General features: G+C 44.3%; 12 protein-coding genes. 3 read left to right on the plus strand and 9 right to left on the minus strand.

Annotation, left to right across the window (positions count from 1 at the left end; genetic code table 11):
- Nucleotides 1–25: 25 nt before the first annotated feature.
- The gene (locus tag KT990_RS02840; RefSeq protein ID WP_004646585.1) at nucleotides 26–1438 is read left to right on the plus strand and encodes a short-chain fatty acid transporter; all 1413 of its coding nucleotides are present in this window, start codon (nucleotides 26–28) and stop codon (nucleotides 1436–1438) included.
- 54 nt (nucleotides 1439–1492) lie between these two features.
- Here the strand turns inward: KT990_RS02840 and KT990_RS02845 are convergent, their stop codons facing one another.
- From KT990_RS02845 to KT990_RS02860, 4 genes are all read right to left on the minus strand, one after another.
- Nucleotides 1493–2977 (minus strand): OmpA family protein, encoded by a 1485-nt coding sequence (locus KT990_RS02845; protein WP_218209133.1) that lies wholly within the window; start codon nucleotides 2975–2977, stop codon nucleotides 1493–1495.
- Nucleotides 2978–3169: 192 nt separating this feature from the next.
- Nucleotides 3170–4405 carry a dihydroorotase gene (locus KT990_RS02850; protein ID WP_218209134.1) on the minus strand — a complete coding sequence of 412 codons (1236 nt, stop codon included), beginning with the start codon at nucleotides 4403–4405 and terminating at the stop codon, nucleotides 3170–3172.
- Between the two features lie 10 nt (nucleotides 4406–4415).
- The gene (locus tag KT990_RS02855) at nucleotides 4416–5432 is read right to left on the minus strand and encodes an aspartate carbamoyltransferase catalytic subunit (protein ID WP_005171612.1); all 1017 of its coding nucleotides are present in this window, start codon (nucleotides 5430–5432) and stop codon (nucleotides 4416–4418) included.
- Nucleotides 5433–5651: 219 nt separating this feature from the next.
- Nucleotides 5652–5996 (minus strand): hypothetical protein, encoded by a 345-nt coding sequence (locus KT990_RS02860; protein WP_005096530.1) that lies wholly within the window; start codon nucleotides 5994–5996, stop codon nucleotides 5652–5654.
- Between the two features lie 232 nt (nucleotides 5997–6228).
- On the opposite strand from KT990_RS02860, the gene rlmKL reads away from it, so the two are divergent.
- A complete protein-coding gene (rlmKL, locus tag KT990_RS02865; RefSeq protein WP_005096529.1) occupies nucleotides 6229–8433 on the plus strand; it encodes a bifunctional 23S rRNA (guanine(2069)-N(7))-methyltransferase RlmK/23S rRNA (guanine(2445)-N(2))-methyltransferase RlmL in 2205 nt (734 codons plus the stop codon).
- A 90-nt stretch (nucleotides 8434–8523) separates the two neighbouring features.
- On the opposite strand, the gene KT990_RS02870 is transcribed toward rlmKL, so the two are convergent.
- From KT990_RS02870 to crp, 4 genes are all read right to left on the minus strand, one after another.
- Nucleotides 8524–9807, minus strand: coding sequence for a DUF945 family protein (locus KT990_RS02870; protein ID WP_218209135.1), 1284 nt, complete (start codon nucleotides 9805–9807; stop codon nucleotides 8524–8526).
- 228 nt (nucleotides 9808–10035) lie between these two features.
- The gene (gene clpB, locus KT990_RS02875) at nucleotides 10036–12615 is read right to left on the minus strand and encodes an ATP-dependent chaperone ClpB (protein ID WP_159137943.1); all 2580 of its coding nucleotides are present in this window, start codon (nucleotides 12613–12615) and stop codon (nucleotides 10036–10038) included.
- A gap of 578 nt (nucleotides 12616–13193) precedes the next feature.
- Nucleotides 13194–14243: an NADP(H)-dependent aldo-keto reductase gene (locus KT990_RS02880; RefSeq protein ID WP_218209136.1), complete on the minus strand. Its 1050-nt coding sequence runs from the start codon at nucleotides 14241–14243 to the stop codon at nucleotides 13194–13196.
- 190 nt (nucleotides 14244–14433) lie between these two features.
- Nucleotides 14434–15141: a cAMP-activated global transcriptional regulator CRP gene (gene crp, locus KT990_RS02885; RefSeq protein WP_005171629.1), complete on the minus strand. Its 708-nt coding sequence runs from the start codon at nucleotides 15139–15141 to the stop codon at nucleotides 14434–14436.
- A gap of 147 nt (nucleotides 15142–15288) precedes the next feature.
- Here crp and KT990_RS02890 point away from each other — a divergent pair, with 147 nt between their 5' ends.
- Nucleotides 15289–15711, plus strand: coding sequence for an OsmC family protein (locus KT990_RS02890; RefSeq protein WP_218209137.1), 423 nt, complete (start codon nucleotides 15289–15291; stop codon nucleotides 15709–15711).
- 88 nt (nucleotides 15712–15799) lie between these two features.
- On the opposite strand, the gene KT990_RS02895 is transcribed toward KT990_RS02890, so the two are convergent.
- Nucleotides 15800–16837 (minus strand): metallophosphoesterase, encoded by a 1038-nt coding sequence (locus tag KT990_RS02895; RefSeq protein ID WP_218209138.1) that lies wholly within the window; start codon nucleotides 16835–16837, stop codon nucleotides 15800–15802.
- Nucleotides 16838–16919 lie beyond the last annotated feature (82 nt).

Genomic DNA, 16919 nt, shown 5'->3' on the forward strand with positions numbered 1-16919 from the left:
ATCGCAGAATAAATGGATTTTAATCATGCAAACTCAACAAAATATTTTGCAGCGCTTCGCCTTGCGCGTCAGCGACTGGTCTGAAAAATGGTTTCCGGATTCTTATATTTTTGCCCTGCTTGGCGTCATCATTGTGGCGATTGCCGCCATCGGAATTGGTGCACCCGCACAGGATGTCGCGATTTCCTTTGGAGACGGCTTCTGGAGCCTGATTCCCTTTACCTTGCAGATGTGCATGCTGATCGTGGTCGGTTATGTGGTTTCCGTATCTAAGCCTGTCCAGCTTCTGATCCAGAAAATGGCGCGCCTGCCACATTCCGGTCGTGGTGCGATTGTCCTGGTCGCCACGGTCAGCCTGTTAATTTCTCTGATTAATTGGGCCATGAGTACTGTACTGACTGCACTCCTAGTGATTGCACTGGCACAGCGTAAAGAGCTTAACATGGATTACCGCGCTGCTGCGGCTGCCGCGATTATCGGGATGGGTGCGACCTGGGCACTGGGGATCAGTTCTTCAGCTGCACAGTTACAGGCCAATAAAAGCAGTCTGCCTGAACCGATTTATAATCTAACGGGCGTGATTCCATTTACCGAAACCATTTTCCTGCCGCAATCCATGATCATGACGGCGGTACTGATTGTAGCTTCAATTGCGATTGCTTACTGGTCAGCACCTAAAGGGTCTGACATTAAAACCATTGAGCACTTTCCGATTCAGATTGAAGAAGAAAAACCGGAAGTATCTGCCGAAAAAAGACCGGGGGATTGGCTGGAAAATTCACCCATTTTAAGCATTCTGATTGTGATTCTGGGCGCAGTCTGGATGTTTAACGAATTTTCCAAAAGCAATCCGATTCTGGCCATTTCCAGCTTAAATACCTATAACTTTATCTTCCTGATTTTGGGCGTGGCCTTACACGGTACACCGCGAAATTTCCTGAATGCGGTATCCAAAGCCGTACCCGCCATTTCTGGGGTACTGATCCAGTTTCCGCTGTATGGCAGTATTGCCTTTATGATGACCAATGCGCTAAACCCGGCCGATCTGTCATTGTCACATTACATTGCCGAGTTCTTTGTTTCCATTGCCTCGCAGGAAACCTTTGCCATTGTGATGGGCTTATACTCGGCGATTCTGGGTTTCTTTATTCCTTCTGGCGGAGGGAAATGGATTATCGAAGCGCCCTATGTGATGCAGGCTGCGCATGACCTGAAAGTGCATCTGGGCTGGTCGGTACAGATTTATAATGCGGCAGAAGCCTTGCCGAATCTGATTAATCCATTCTTTATGCTTCCGATGTTGGGTATCCTGAAATTAAAAGCCAAAGATGTGATTGGATTTACGGTGACCCAGCTGATTTTCCATTTGCCTTTGGTACTGTTCCTGCTGTGGTTCCTTGGTCGGACATTGACTTATAGCCCGCCGGTATTTTCTTAATTTAAGATAATAAAAAAGGACGAAAATTCGTCCTTTTTTATTTAGGCCGCTCTCTTAATTTCCTGTCTTCTCAACTACACCTTCATCATCTACTTCACGTACAATTCCCGTTTCGGTATTCACGACCTCAAAGGTCACGCGACGATTCTGAAACTGTCCGGCAGGTGTGGCATTGGGTTCAACCGGCTGATCCTCTCCCATGCCAACTGCCTGTAACTGTGCAGGATTGACCCCCTTTTCAATCAGATAACCCACAATTGCTTGCGCGCGTTGCACAGACAGCACTTTATTCTCGGCCTCACTTCCTTGCGCATCGGTATGTCCTTTGACCTTGAGAATAACATGCGGTGCGCGCTGCAATAATGCGGCAGCCTGATCCAGCACCAATTTATTGACCTCGGGAACTTCAGTCGATGCCGTATCAAAATTAATGATCTGTAAATTCAGTGCAGTCGCCACATCCAGCGCTTTAACATTATCGGTCTTGATACTGGCCAAGGCTTGTTCTGCCTCGCTATTGGCAGCCTGAATCGCCTCACTCCTATTGACCGGCTGTTGAGTCACAACAGTGACATTTTTGGCCAGATTACGAATTTGTGTTGCCAGACGTTCTGCTTCTGCATTACTCGCTGCACGTATAGCAACCTGATTACCAATCCAGTCTAGTGAGACATTTGGCATGCCTTGAATCAGTTTCAAAACGGAAGGAATGCTATCCTGATCAATAAATTCCGAATGATAAACCTCACTGCTGAGCGCCCCACAACCAATATTATAATTAAAGATCTGTTTAATCTCGGTTTGCAAAATTTGCATATATTGGGGATTATTCAGCTGTAACTGACAACTGATAATTTCACCATTAGTGCCGGTACTCAACTGTAAAGAAGCCGGTTGGGCTGCGGCAATTTCACGGGTCGTTTGGGTGTTTGCCGAATCCTCAGCATCATCCTGCATACAGCTACGAACAAAAAACAGGATTAAAGCTGCCAGAATCAGAAAAATAATAAACGGCCATAAAAAACCGCTTTTTTTCTGTTGCTGTACCACAACAGTATATTCTGGTTCTAGTTCAGGCGCCTGATTCAAATGCTGCCCTGCCAATGGAGAAACACCTAATGCCGCTAAAATTGATCCGACCCAAACAGGTAATGCACGCTGGATCGATTCGGCGTGGGTTTCCAGCAAATGACTAATCGCTTCTGGACTTGAAGCACCGGCTTCGGTCTGTAAAAAATTGAGGGTCGGTACAATGGCCCGATTCAGGGTTTGCTCTATTTGATCTTGTGGTGCGCTCTGATCAAGTTGATCCAGAAACTGCTGCTTGAGTGCCGAATTTCCATTAAACAGTTCATGGATTTTTGGATTGAGTTGCTGGCTTAAACTTTCAATCCATGCAGGACGTGCACGCAATATACTTAAGAATATGGGATAGAACTGACTCAGTGCCTGATCTTTGGCAAATAGATGTTCGGTTTCGCCTTGTAGCACAATCGCTGTAACATCGCTTTTTAAGCGTTCCATCAGATCTACATTCATATTGTCACCATTCTTTTGATTTTTCTAATGTTTAATATTCAATCAGTGTAACGATGCCAGTTTTTTGAAAATGTAAATAATTGTATGAATATCATAAAGTTTCACTGTTTTTGTTGAGTACTCATTTTACTGACACAGAATTCAAAAACAAAAAAAGCCAGCCGAAGCTGACTTTTATAAAAGCTGGATCTATTAAGCGAGGAACGTTTTTAAAACTTTAGCTCGCACTTTTTGATTGATCAGCGGTGTATTTTTACCTTGCGACACGATGCTTTCTTTGTTCAGCGTCCATTCTAGCTCTGGATCTACCAGCACCCAACCCGCCTCTTTTGTCCAGCGATCTGCCATTTGTGCAACACGTGCCGGAGCCAAAGTCACTTTTTCTACCCATTCCAGTGGTGTAAACAAACCTTCATTGACCAGTTGAATCCCAAAAGGTACATAAGTATCAAAAGCGCTAAAGCCAGGCTGGGTTTCAGCAAATGGTGCCATTTTCGCAGAGCTGCTCAGCGGTTCATGATGGGTACAAATCGCATCAATCACCCCAGATTTTACTCCTTGGCGTAGCAATTCTTTGTCTTGTTCAGCACGCAGTGGCGGACGTACATGTGCCAGCGAATTAAAACCGTCAATTAAGGCATCGGTCAGATGTAATTGGTGCATGGCCACATCACAGGTGACAGGCAAGCCTTTTTCTTTGGCAATCCGGATTAGCTCTACTGACGCACCACAAGATAATAAACCGAAATGCGCACGAACTTTGGTCACTTCAATCATTAACAGGTATTTGGCAATTGCCACGGTTTCAGCAAGTGCTGGAATCATCGGCAAGCCTTGACGCGAGGCAATAAAGCCTTCATGTACACAGCCATCTTTGGCAATTTGCGGCTCTTCTGCATAGAACACCACAGTCAGATCTAAACCTGCAGCATATTCCAGGGTACGTAGTACCACGTCATCATTGACAAAAGGCGCACTGGCATTGGACACCGCAGTACATCCGCCTTTTTTCAAACCGGCCATATTGGCAGGTTGCTGGCCTTGCAAGCCTTGGGTTTGAGCACCAATCACTTCAAGATAAATACCACCGTCCAGCATGGCTTTCTCAACCAGACCATGAATCAGTGCGCCATTGTCCTGCACGATCGGCTTTGAATCTGGTGGTGTAAACACGTGCAAAATCCCATTTTCACGTGCTGCTTTACCTTCAGATTTTAAGGTGCCATGTTGTTGCTGACCCGGTTCCCGTAAACGTGCACACAGATCGACCATGGTGGGCATCAACCATTTGCCCTGACCATCAATCGTTTCAGAAACAGCAGCCGTTTCCGCAACGAACTTACCATTTTCCAGATACACGGTCTGAACAGAATCAGTGTTTTGGATCGGATCGAGCACACGAACATTTTCAATTTTTACAATAGTCATGACTTATTCCTTAACCCGCAATCGCTGCAATCAAACCCTGTTCCTGAAGCTGGCCTTGCATTGACAAAGCCAACACCGCCATACGTACCGCAATACCATTGGTCACCTGATTCAGAATCACCGACTGCGGTCCATCGGCAATACTGGAGTCAATCTCCACCCCACGGTTCATTGGACCCGGATGCATCACGATACAATCCGGTTTTGCCATCGCTAAACGTTCTTTGTTCAGGCCATACATCTTGTAGAATTCAGCTTGCGATGCCAGTGCCGGAGAATCAATCCGCTCATTTTGAATACGCAGGGTAATGATCACGTCGCAATCTTTGATGCCATCTTCCATGTTGTTAAATAGACGAATACCATCACCATATTCTTCAAAACCGTATGGCAGCAAGGTATTTGGTGCAATCACCCGAATATCTTCGCAGCCTAAGGTTTGCAAAGCCGCTACATCTGAACGCGCGACACGTGAATGTTTGATATCGCCAATAATGGCAATCGACATCTCTTCAAATTTTTTATGGGTTTCCCGGCGAATGGTGAGCATGTCCAGCATCGCCTGGGTTGGATGCGCATGACGGCCATCACCGGCATTAATAATCGCCACTGTTGGGCAGACATCTTTGGCAATAAAATGCGCCGCACCTGAAGATGAATGACGCACCACGAAAATATCGGCGGCCATCGCTTCAAGGTTCCATAAGGTGTCACGCAAGGTTTCACCTTTAGAGGTACTCGAACGGGCAATATCGATATTCAGAACGTTGGCAGAAAGGCGCTTGGCAGCGGCTTCAAAAGTAGTGCGGGTACGGGTAGAGTTCTCGAAAAACAGGTTCATCACCGTTTTGCCTTCCAGCAAATTATTGGTAATGAGCTGATTTTGGTCATTAAAAAAGGACTGCGCAGTGTCCAATATTTTTGTCAGGGTTTCTTTGGAAAGACCTTCGATGGTCAAGAAGTGTTTTAGATTACCTTCTTTATTGAGTTGAATCTGGCTCGGTGTATGCAATGCCGCCAAGTGCATGAGAGATTCCTTATGCGTTAAGTCAACATATTATACAGAGATTGGCCAGTCTGAGTAGTTGGCAATGTGACTACTTGTACAAAAACCACCTCGATAATAAAAATAGAAATTGAAATTCCTATGTATTTTTTCAATAAGATAATTTAACCATTTTCCATCCTGCTGACTTTCAGTACAAAATTATGGGTGCTTCAGTCTGGCACATTCACACCCATCGTTTTATCGCAGCGCACCGATATAATGATGTGCAACCTGTGCACGGTAAATATCGTCCTGATCGGGTTCAACCGAGACCAATTTCTCCTGCTGTGGCAGATGTGCAGATTTTTCAAACTGTTGCTGCCGAACCACAGGCAGATCCCAAACCTGTTTTAAACGCTCGATTAAACGCTGCAACTCTGGATCTTGGGTCTGTTCTACCAGCTCAATCACATGCCGCGCATAGTCCAGATTTTCTGCCAGATAAAGCGCATCCACGACCCGGCCTGACACACGTCTCAAACGTGTATAAATTAAAGTGGCCACTGAAAAAGCGTCATGGTTGCGTAACTGATTCTCTAACATTTTAACCCCCATTATAAAATTGAAAAATCAGGCAGCCATCGCTCTCCTCCGACTGACTGCCTGATTTGCTGTGTATAGAGCAAAATGCGTACCAGTTCATCAATTTATCATGTGAATATTATTTTTCACTCGTACACGGCAAGGCCTTTCAGAGAATTTAAAAAGCTTTCAATATAAAAATACGGTAAACTTGGCGCAGTTTTTTATTTATCTTTTTTGGTCTCTCTATTATATGAATACCTCTCCACGTTTAAGCAATTATTGGGTCACCTGTGCCGATGGTCTGGAAACCTTATTAGAAGAAGAACTACAAGGCTTAGGTGTTCAGAATATTGAGCGTTTTCCCGGTCGTTTAATCTTTAAAGGCAGTCTGGAAAATGCTTATCGGATTTGTATGTGGTCACGTCTGGCTTCACGTGTGCTCATGCCAATTCATACCCATGAAATTGAATTTTCTCACGATGCCCGTGATGTGGCAGAAGAGCTATATGAAGGTGCAATCAGCTTTGACTGGTCGCTCATTTTTGCACCACAAAGTACCTTTGCGATTCGCTTGCATGTCGAGCGTGACATCAAGGTCAATACCCAGTTCGCAACTTTGCGTGCCAAAGATGGTGTCGTAGATTCCTTCATGGAAGCTGTGGGTAAACGCCCAAGTATCGATACCAAACAGCCAGAAATTACCATGTATATTCTGGCTGGGAAGAAAGAACATACCTATTGTCTGGACTTGTCCGGCGACTCATTACATAAACGTGGTTATCGCCACTTTATGACCGATGCACCAATCAAGGAAAATCTGGCTGCTGCAATTTTGCAAAAAGGTCAGCTTAAACAGATTAATCCGGACATCATTGTCGATCCAATGTGTGGTTCAGGTACCTTTATCATTGAATCACTGATGATCCTGACCGACCGTGCGCCGGGTCTGGTGCGTCGTTTCGGTTTTAATGGCTGGAATGGCCATGACCATGAACTCTGGATGGGCATTAAAGCTGAAGCAGCTGAACGCCACCAAGCGGCAATGGAAAATCCATTACCGCAATTCTATGCCTTCGATGCAGACTGGGAAGCTGTAAAAGCGACACGTCAAAATATCATCGCGGCAGGTTTTGAAGCTGCTCTCGACAATATCATGATCGAAGAGCGTACTTTAAATGACTGGCCGGATTTTCAGGCTGAAGGCAAGAAAGTCTTCTTCGTAACCAACCCGCCTTATGGTGAGCGTCTCGGTGATAAAGCGCAGAACCGTTCTTTATATCTTGGTTTATCGGCTTTACTGCAAAAGAATTTCCCGAATCAAAAAGCGGCGGTGATTGCCTCTCAAGTCGAACAGGCTGACGTGCTGGCCTTTAATGATCCGCAAATCCTGCGTTTGATGAATGGTAAATTGCCGATCTATATCCGCTTTGGTACGGTTAAACCTGCGGCTGTGGTGCGTCCGTTTCTGGAAGGTTGGCAGCCGCAACAATTCGAACCAATCGAAGGTGCGATGGAGTTTGCCAACCGTCTGACCAAAAATATGCAAGCCCTGAAAAAATGGGCAGTCAAAGAAGGCGTACACTGTTTACGTCTGTATGATGCCGATTTACCAGACTTTAATGTCGCGGTGGATCTGTATGGTGAGCGCCTGCATGTGCAAGAATATGCTCCACCTAAAACGATTGACCCTGAAAAAGCCAAGAAACGCTTTAACCTGGCACTGCAAGCCATTCGCGCTGTGACCGGTCTGGGCCGTGATGCGATCTTTATCAAGACCCGCGCACGTCAGGAAGGTAAAAACCAGTACACCAAACAAAGTACCGCATCGAAGCGTTTTATCGTACAGGAAGGTAAGGCCAAGATTCTGGTTAACCTGACCGATTATCTGGATACCGGTCTGTTCCTGGATCATCGTCAAATGCGTTTGCGTATTGCCCGTGAGGCCAAAGGCAAACACTTCCTGAACCTCTACAGCTATACCTCTACGGCGAGCCTACATGCTGCCTTGGGTGGTGCTGCAAGTACCACCAGTGTCGATCTTTCCAATACCTATTTGAACTGGTCGAAGGAAAACTTCGTGCTGAACGGTTTAACCGTAGATCACGCCGATGAACAACATCAGTTCTTTGCATCTGACTGTTTTGAATGGCTCAAAGAAGGTCATGAGCAATATGAGCTGATCTTTATTGATCCACCCACTTTCTCAAACTCGAAAAAATTCTACGGGACGTTTGACGTACAGCGCGACCATCTATCCTTGCTTAAACGCGCCATGAACCGTTTAACCAGCGATGGTACCCTGTACTTCTCGAACAACTATCGTGGTTTCGAGATGGATGAAGAAATTCTGGCGTTCTATGATGTCGAAGAAATTACTCAAGAAACCATTGGGCCTGATTTCAAGCGTAACCAGAAGATTCACCGTGCCTGGAAAATCGGCCATCCTAAAGTGTAATCACTGGTATTAGCTTGCGATAAAACAAAAGCCTGTTCAGTTGAACAGGCTTTTCCTTCTTAGATTCGCTGTTAAAAAGCGACTTACAAATTATTGTGCAGTTAAGAACTTCTTTTCACCATACAGATAATGCATGGATAGTTTAAACACATCACCATCTCGCTGAATTTGCTGATTAGCTTGCATCGCACTCAGCATTTGCTCCAGCTCTTGATCGGACATATTTTTACCTGCGGCACGCATATAATGATGAGTGAAGGTTTTTACTACCTGTTTATTGAAACTGATATCGGTTTGCACTTCTAACAGATTTGGGAACATTTTTGCCAAGCTTTCCAAGGTGGTTTGATGGCCTGGCATTACTTTTCCGACTAAATCTGCCTGAATACTGCCTGTACCTAACTTTAACTGATTCTGCTTCGATTCAAACTTGAAGCCATCATTAATCACCGCCAGCATGGCTTGTATCGCATCTTTTTCAAAATTTCCTGCTTCCAGACAAGAGTTATTTTGCTTTTGCAGAATATCAAATAATATCTGCATTTTTTGACGCTGTAAGTCTTTGAGCTCCCAATTGAGTTCTAAGTCTTGCATCGCAGGGACATTATTTAAGCCCATTTCGGCAATTTTAAATTTTGATTGAACATCTACTGTACGCTCATGCAGTTGGGTATCCATACGCCAGCTCAGGTCTTTCAGTTGTCCTGAGCCTTCTGCCTTAGCATCCTGGCGCTGCATTTTGACAATATTGAACTCGAAATAACCCGGTTCTAAATACTGCGCATTCAGAGCCTGATTGGTTTTAAAATGCACACCCTTGAGTTGTGTATTTCCAGACTGATCACGAATAGACAATTCTGGCACATCAAAACTCATATTTAAAATTTTATGTTGTCCCTGACTCTGTTTTGCCTGAAACTTGATCTGTATAGGGTCAATTCTGGTATATAAACCTGCTTCTTTTTTTTCGATGACAGGGGTTTGTAATTGTGTGGTCGATACACCCAACCAGTTGACTTGCGTCGTCACTTTTAAAGGTTGCTGAAAAAATTCAGCATATGCGCCCTGTCCTTGTGCTAAATCGAGTTGAGAATGAATGGTATAGCCTTTCCAGGTACGCTGAATTTGGTCTTGACCATTAAATACTAATTTTTCTTTGGCATTACACGCGTCTGGCACAATGCTCATGCTCCACTTGGCCGTGCCTTGTAGAACCCCCATAGCGTAGTCAGTATATTGCACACTAATGTTCGGCGCTGGTTTTAAATTTTGTTGATAATGCGCTTTCAAGCTCTTATCTGCATATAAATTACCCGTGCTCACAGCCCCCGCCAACACCACGACACCAATTCCACCCCATACTATTTTCGACATAGTTTTTGCTCAGAATTTATCTATTTTTATTGAACATAAATTATAGTTAATCTTAAAAAATAAAGATAATTGTTTTGCAAATAAATCACTTAAACATAATATTCATCACAAAATATTAAAAATAGCTGTCACTTTTAAGCAATTTTTTTACTGATATGACCTGAATTGTCAGCCATCAAAAAACCTAGCCGAAGCTAGGTTTTCTGAAAATTAAAAGGACAGGCAATATTAGCTAACTTTCATTTTCTCGAAGATTAAATCACCCGCTTCGGCCTGGACCAGAATCGTATCACCCGGCTGGAATTCCCCTGCAAGGATTTTTTGAGCCAGGCCATTTTCAATACGTTGCTGGATCGCACGTTTTAACGGACGCGCACCATACAGCGGATCGAAACCGGCATCAATTAACTGATCGAAAGCACTGTCATCTACCGACAGACGCATATCACGCTCTGCTAGGCGCTGACGCAAGCGATTCAACTGGATATCGGCAATACCGCGAATCTGGTCTTTTTCCAGCGCATGGAAGACCACCAGTTCATCAATACGGTTAATAAACTCCGGACGGAAATGTTCCGAGACCGCATTCATTACTACTGTACGAACTTCATCACGTGTTGCATTAGCGCCCAGTTCACGTACATCCTGCGAACCCAGGTTCGACGTCATGACGATCACGCTGTTTTTAAAGTCCACTACCCGGCCTTGCGAGTCAGTCAAACGTCCATCATCCAGCACCTGTAGCAAGATGTTAAACACATCCGGATGCGCTTTTTCGACTTCATCGAACAAGATCACGCTATAGGGTTTACGACGTACCGCTTCCGTCAGCACCCCGCCTTCTTCATAACCCACATAGCCCGGAGGCGCACCGACCAAACGACTGACCGAATGTTTTTCCATGAATTCAGACATATCAATACGAATCATGGCATCGTCACTATCAAACAAGAAGTTTGCTAATGCTTTGGTCAATTCTGTTTTACCCACACCCGTTGGACCCAGGAACAGGAAGGAGCCACTTGGACGGTTCGGATCTGATAGGCCTGCACGTGAACGGCGCACTGCATTCGACACCGCAACCACAGCTTCTTCTTGCCCCACCACACGGTTATGCAGGAACTCTTCCATATGCAGCAGTTTGTCACGTTCACCTTGCAACATTTTCGCCACAGGAATACCGGTGGCCGCACTGACCACCTCGGCAATTTCATTGTCGGTGACTTTGTCACGCAGCAGTTTCGGTGCTTCACTTTCTTCAGCTGCTTCAATACGTTCCAGCTGTTTTTGTAACTCTGGAATGACGCCATATTGATACCGTGCTGCTTCAGCCAGATCACCTTCACGTTGCGCCTTGTCCAGTGCAATACGGGCCTGATCCAGTTTGACTTGAATGTCTTTATTACCAGCAACCAAGGCTTTGTCGGCACGCCAGATTTCTTCTAGGTCCTGATACTCTTTTTCAACCGTGGCGATCTGGTCAGACAGATATTGAATCTCAGCTTTGGCACCTGAGTCTTCATCTTTTTTCACCGCTTCCAGCTGCATTTTTAACTGAATCAGACGGCGCTCCAGTTTATCCAAAGCTTCTGGTTTGGAATCGAGTTCCATTTTAATGCGTGATGCTGCTTCATCAATCAGGTCGATGGCTTTATCCGGCAACTGGCGATCGGTGATATAACGATGTGACATTTTCGCTGCAGCAATAATCGCAGAGTCCAGAATCTGTACCCCGTGATGCGTTGCATAGCGGTCTTTCAGACCACGCAGAATCGCAATGGTATCTTCCACACTCGGTTCATCCACCAAGACTTTCTGGAAACGACGCTCGAGCGCTGCATCTTTTTCAATATACTGACGATATTCATCCAGCGTAGTCGCACCGACACAGCGCAGCTCGCCACGTGCCAGCGCCGGTTTCAGCATGTTACCGGCGTCCATCGCACCATCACCCTTACCGGCACCCACCAAGGTATGCAGCTCATCGATGAATAAGATGATTTCGCCTTCGTGTTTGGCAATATCTTTCAGAACGGCTTTTAAGCGTTCTTCAAACTCACCACGGTATTTGGCACCGGCCAGTAAAGATCCCAGGTCCAGCGATAAAACACGTTTACCTTTCAGTCCTTCAGGTACTTCACCATTAATAATCCGCTGTGCCAGACCTTCGACGATTGCCGTTTTACCCACACCCGGCTCACCAATCAGTACCGGGTTATTTTTGGTGCGGCGTGACAGAACCTGAATGGTACGACGGATTTCATCATCACGGCCAATCACAGGATCAAGCTTGCCTGCCAAAGCACGTTCAGTTAAATCAATGGTGTACTTATTCAGTGAATCACGCTGATCTTCATGATTATTGCTCATGACTTTTTCATCGCCTCGAAATTGATTAATGATCTGGCCTAAGGTTTCTGCCTTTAGGCCAACACTGTTTAATAAGGTTTTTGTGTTACCTGTTTCTGCCAGCGCCAACAGTACCCAATCTGTAGATAGAAACTCATCTCCGGCTTTTTGCGCGAAGCTGTCTGCCAAATGTAATACTTTTGCCGCTTCAGGGCTGAGATTGATATCCGCGGAGGGATTGCTCAGGGTTGCTGCATTACTTAGGGCCGTTTGCAGCTTGGTTTGCAATTCACGCAGATTGGCGCCGGCCTGCTGCAGCAAGCTGACATTGGATGCTTCATCCATCAAGGTGGCCAGAATATGAATCCCATCAATCGAGCTATGGTCTTTAGTCATGGCCAATGATTGTGCATCGGAAAGGGTTTGCTGCAGGCGATTGGTAAATTTCTCAAAACGCATTTTTGTTATTCCTCACAACAAATTTTCTACTTGATGGATATATGGGTGCGATTAATCAGATTTCAAATTATTTTTGTATATTTTTCAAAAACTTATTATCTAAAAATATACAGATTTCAATTATAATATTGGTGTAGTCAAATCATATTTCAAGTAAGCGAAAGAGAATTTTTAATGAGACCCCAAGACTAGCGCTAACTCATCATCTTGATTAAGCTATTTAGTTGTATCGGGATAATTTAAAACAAAATTGGCTTACATATGCTGTCCTAACCCTTCTACCAAATGAAGAACTTCAGAGAGTTTCTGTTCAGTTTGAATCAATACTCGAGGTGATTAATGGCCTTATCACTGATAAAGAAAAATTAGTTCAGCAACTTCCGTATGGCTTTCGCTCATACTTTTGTTTGGGACAAAGTAGTTTCATGATTCATTTTTATAAGAGCATCTTTTATGGATGATGTTTTAATTATGCGGATTTGACGATCCTTTCCCATACTCTTTTTCATTAAAATAAGCGTGTAATCAACAATAAAAAAACACCCTCAATCAAGGGTGCGTCTAAATAACGATAAAAATTATGGAGCCGGATTTGGCTGCTGACAGTGAATCGCTTCAATACCTTTCAGTACGTCTTCAGATAAATCGATTTCAAAGGCCTGAATATTTTCTTTTAACTGATCCAGATTGGTGGCCCCAATAATAGTACTGGTTACAAAGAACTGCTGTTTGATAAAGGCCAAAGCCAATTGCGTCAAAGTCAGACCATGCTGCTCGGCCAGTTGTGCATATTGTTCGGTCGCCCATTCACTTTCCAGATTGCTATAGCGGCTAAAGCGCGAATATAAAGTAACCCGAGCATTGGCAGGACGCGCACCATGACGGAATTTACCGGTCAGATAACCGAATGCCAAAGGTGAATAAGCCAACAGGCCTACACCTTCGTATTTGGCAATTTCTGACATGCCCATTTCATAAGTACGATTCAATAAGCTATAGGGATTTTGCACACTGACAAACTTAGATAAACCAAGTTTTTCAGCCAGATGTAAAAATTTCATGGTGCCCCATGGGGTTTCATTGGACAGGCCGATATAACGAATGCGGCCTTTTTGAATCTCTTGATGTAAAGCGGTTAAGGTTTCTTCCAGACCTGTTACTGCACGATCTTCTGCCGCTTCTACATTACCATAGCCCAGCTTGCCAAAGAAATTGGTTGGACGTTGCGGCCAGTGCAGCTGATATAAATCGATATAATCGGTTTGCAGACGTGCCAAGGACTGGTCAATCGCTGATGCAATTTCATCTGCAACGAAACGGGTTCTGCCATCCCGGATATGACTGCCGCCTTGTGAAGGACCGGCAATTTTTGAGGCCAGAAAAAGTTGGTCACGGCCACCGCGAGAGGCAATCCAGTTACCAATCATACGCTCGGTTGCACCTTGCGTTTCAGGTTTTGGCGGTACCGGGTACATTTCAGCAGTATCCCAGAAATACAGTCCCTGATCCAAAGCATAATCCAGTTGCTGAAAAGCCTCTTCCTGTGTGTTTTGCTCACCAAATGTCATGGTGCCCAAACAAATTTCCGGCAAAAGAATGCCTGTATCTGCCAATGGTCTGAACTGCATAAAAAAATATCCTTAAAATTTATCGGTCGTTTATTGCGATCACATGCGCTATAGCCTATCGGAATGATAAGGGGACTTAAATTATCTTTTCTAAAAAGCTTGTGCCAAATTGTTATGTTCGAATGAATTTGTGCTTTTAAAGTAGGGATAAAAAAAGCAAATCAGAAGATTTGCTTTTTTTATTTTTGACTTATTCGTCTTCGAGCTCACCGGCACTGACCGTTTCTGGCTCCTCCAGAGAAACATCGAAAATCAGAATGGCTTTACCATCAGTTTCAATCATACCCTGTTCTTCAAGTGTCTTCAGTACACGGCCGACCATTTCGCGGGAACAACCGACAATACGGCCAATTTCCTGACGGGTAATACGAATCTGACGGCCATTTGGTAAAATCATCGCCTCAGGCTGAGAAGACAAGTCGATCAGGCAACGTGCAATACGGCCTGAAACATCAATGAATGCCAGATCAGTCACTTTACGTGTGGTATTTTTCAGACGGCGTACCAGCTGAGCAAATACCGCATAGCTCAGATCAGGATATTGCTTGCTGATTTCATGAAAATTTTCATAGGTGATTTCAGCAATTTCACACACATCACGTGTACGAACTTCTGCAGTACGTTGTGGATTTACCTCAAATAAACCCATTTCCCCAAAAAAGTCACCTGGATTTAAATATGCCACGACAATCTCACGATCATCATCTTCACGAAGAATGATGGATACAGACCCCTTCAAAATCAAATACAAAGATTTAGATTCTGATCCTGCATCAATAATCGTAGTACGTTTTGGATAACGATTAATATATGCACGTTTTAACAGTGCTTTCACGGATTCTGGTAATTGCCCCGGAGAAAGCGCATCTGTGCTCAATTGTGAAAAGTTTGAAGTCATGCTTACGGTTCCGAATATGGATAATGTATAGATCGCACAAGACCTAATGTGAACTTGTCACACAGTGGGATTGAAATTCCGTATCAACCCAATTTATGTTAGTGTACAGTTACTTGACAAATTTATAGCTTTTTTTAGGTAGTTGCAATGCAAACAAGCGTTCATTGGTTAGAGAATGTTGCTTTTGAAGCAAAAACTCAAAGTGGTCATACCATCATTATGGATGGTTCAGCGGAATATGGCGGTGAAAACCGTGGTCCCCGTCCAATGGAACTCCTTTTAACCGGTCTGGGTGGCTGTGCATCTTTTGATATTGTGACCATTTTGAAGAAAGCCCGTCAGGATATTAGCGATGTACGTTGTGAGTTAAAGGCTGAACGTGCGAATACAATTCCGGCAGTTTTCACGAAAATTCACTTACATTTTGTCGTGACAGGCAAAGCCATTAAAGAGAAACAGGTGGCAAAAGCCGTAGAACTTTCTGCAGAAAAGTATTGCTCTGCCAGCAAAATGCTTTCGGATGGCGGCGTTGAAATTACCCATGATTATGAAATTATCGAAGCAGAATAAACTTGCAATCTTCTAAAAATAGCAGCCTGAATGGCTGCTTTTTTATACCAACAAATTGCCGAGCAAAACTTCTGAAGACTCTATCTGATTAAGTCCCTTGAACCAGGTAATGGGTGCCATCTTCAAAGATCAGAATATTGTCTGGAAATCTTAAAGCGCCCAGCCGGTGACGAAATGCCACTTGCTGCTGACGATCGAGATATCGTTTACCCACTGAATAATCCACACAAAATACATTTTGTTGCTGTCCATACCATTGCAATGCATCGATCGATTTAAATAGTCCGGCCTTTTCTTCAGTAGTTTTAAAGTTTCGCCAATAATGCCCAGTAATCACTGGAATTTGATCGGTATAGCTGTCCCACCATGGCAAACGACCGATCATGCGCCATCGGCCACCGGCGTAAATGGGTTGCACCGCGATCTGTTCTGCACCTGAAGTGATGACCCGAATTGGATTATGCATCTGCTCACGCAGCTCTTTTTCTGCGAGGTGTTGCAATAAAGGTAAAGTTGCAGCTGGGTCTTTGAACTGGTGTTGGTATTGTTGCTGTTCATTCTGTATTAATTCATTAATACCTAAGGCTTGCAAATCCAGCGCTGTATGCTCAACGAATTTAGCATAGGCTTCTCTGAGCGAATTGAAATGAGAATCACGTAATCGATCAATGGATTGCTGATGCCAGCAGGCATGTACCACACGCAGCTGCTCAGACTCGAGCGCCACCGGCAAGCGATTTAAAAAATCCAGAATCCACTTATGGTCTGTGGCTGAAGCCTGTATGGAATCAAAAGGTTTCAGATCATCCTGATGCGGTGAACCAAAAAACCAGCCATTGCCTTCCCGAAAAGTATCGGTCAACAGGTTCAATTCATGATTACCCATCACACATTGTGCATAGCCTTCATCTACCAGTTGTTTGACCCGTTTAATCACCGCAACACTGTCTTGCCCCCGATCACACAGATCACCAACAAAAATCAGTTTACGCTGCTCAGGATGACGACCGTGCCGGTCATAACCCAACACATGAATCAGTTGTTCCAGTCCTGCAATCTCGCCATGAATATCCCCAACGATATCCACGGGGCCAGTGAAAGCCTGTTGTATAAATGAATATTTCACTTATGCATCCTGAGTTAAAATGAAGCCAGATGAACATCCTTGGAGTATGCTTTAAAATTTTTTTAGATCGGAATACAGAACA

It is taken from the genome of Acinetobacter sp. F9 (assembly GCF_019195275.1).
In the GTDB taxonomy this organism is placed as follows: domain Bacteria; phylum Pseudomonadota; class Gammaproteobacteria; order Pseudomonadales; family Moraxellaceae; genus Acinetobacter; species Acinetobacter pseudolwoffii.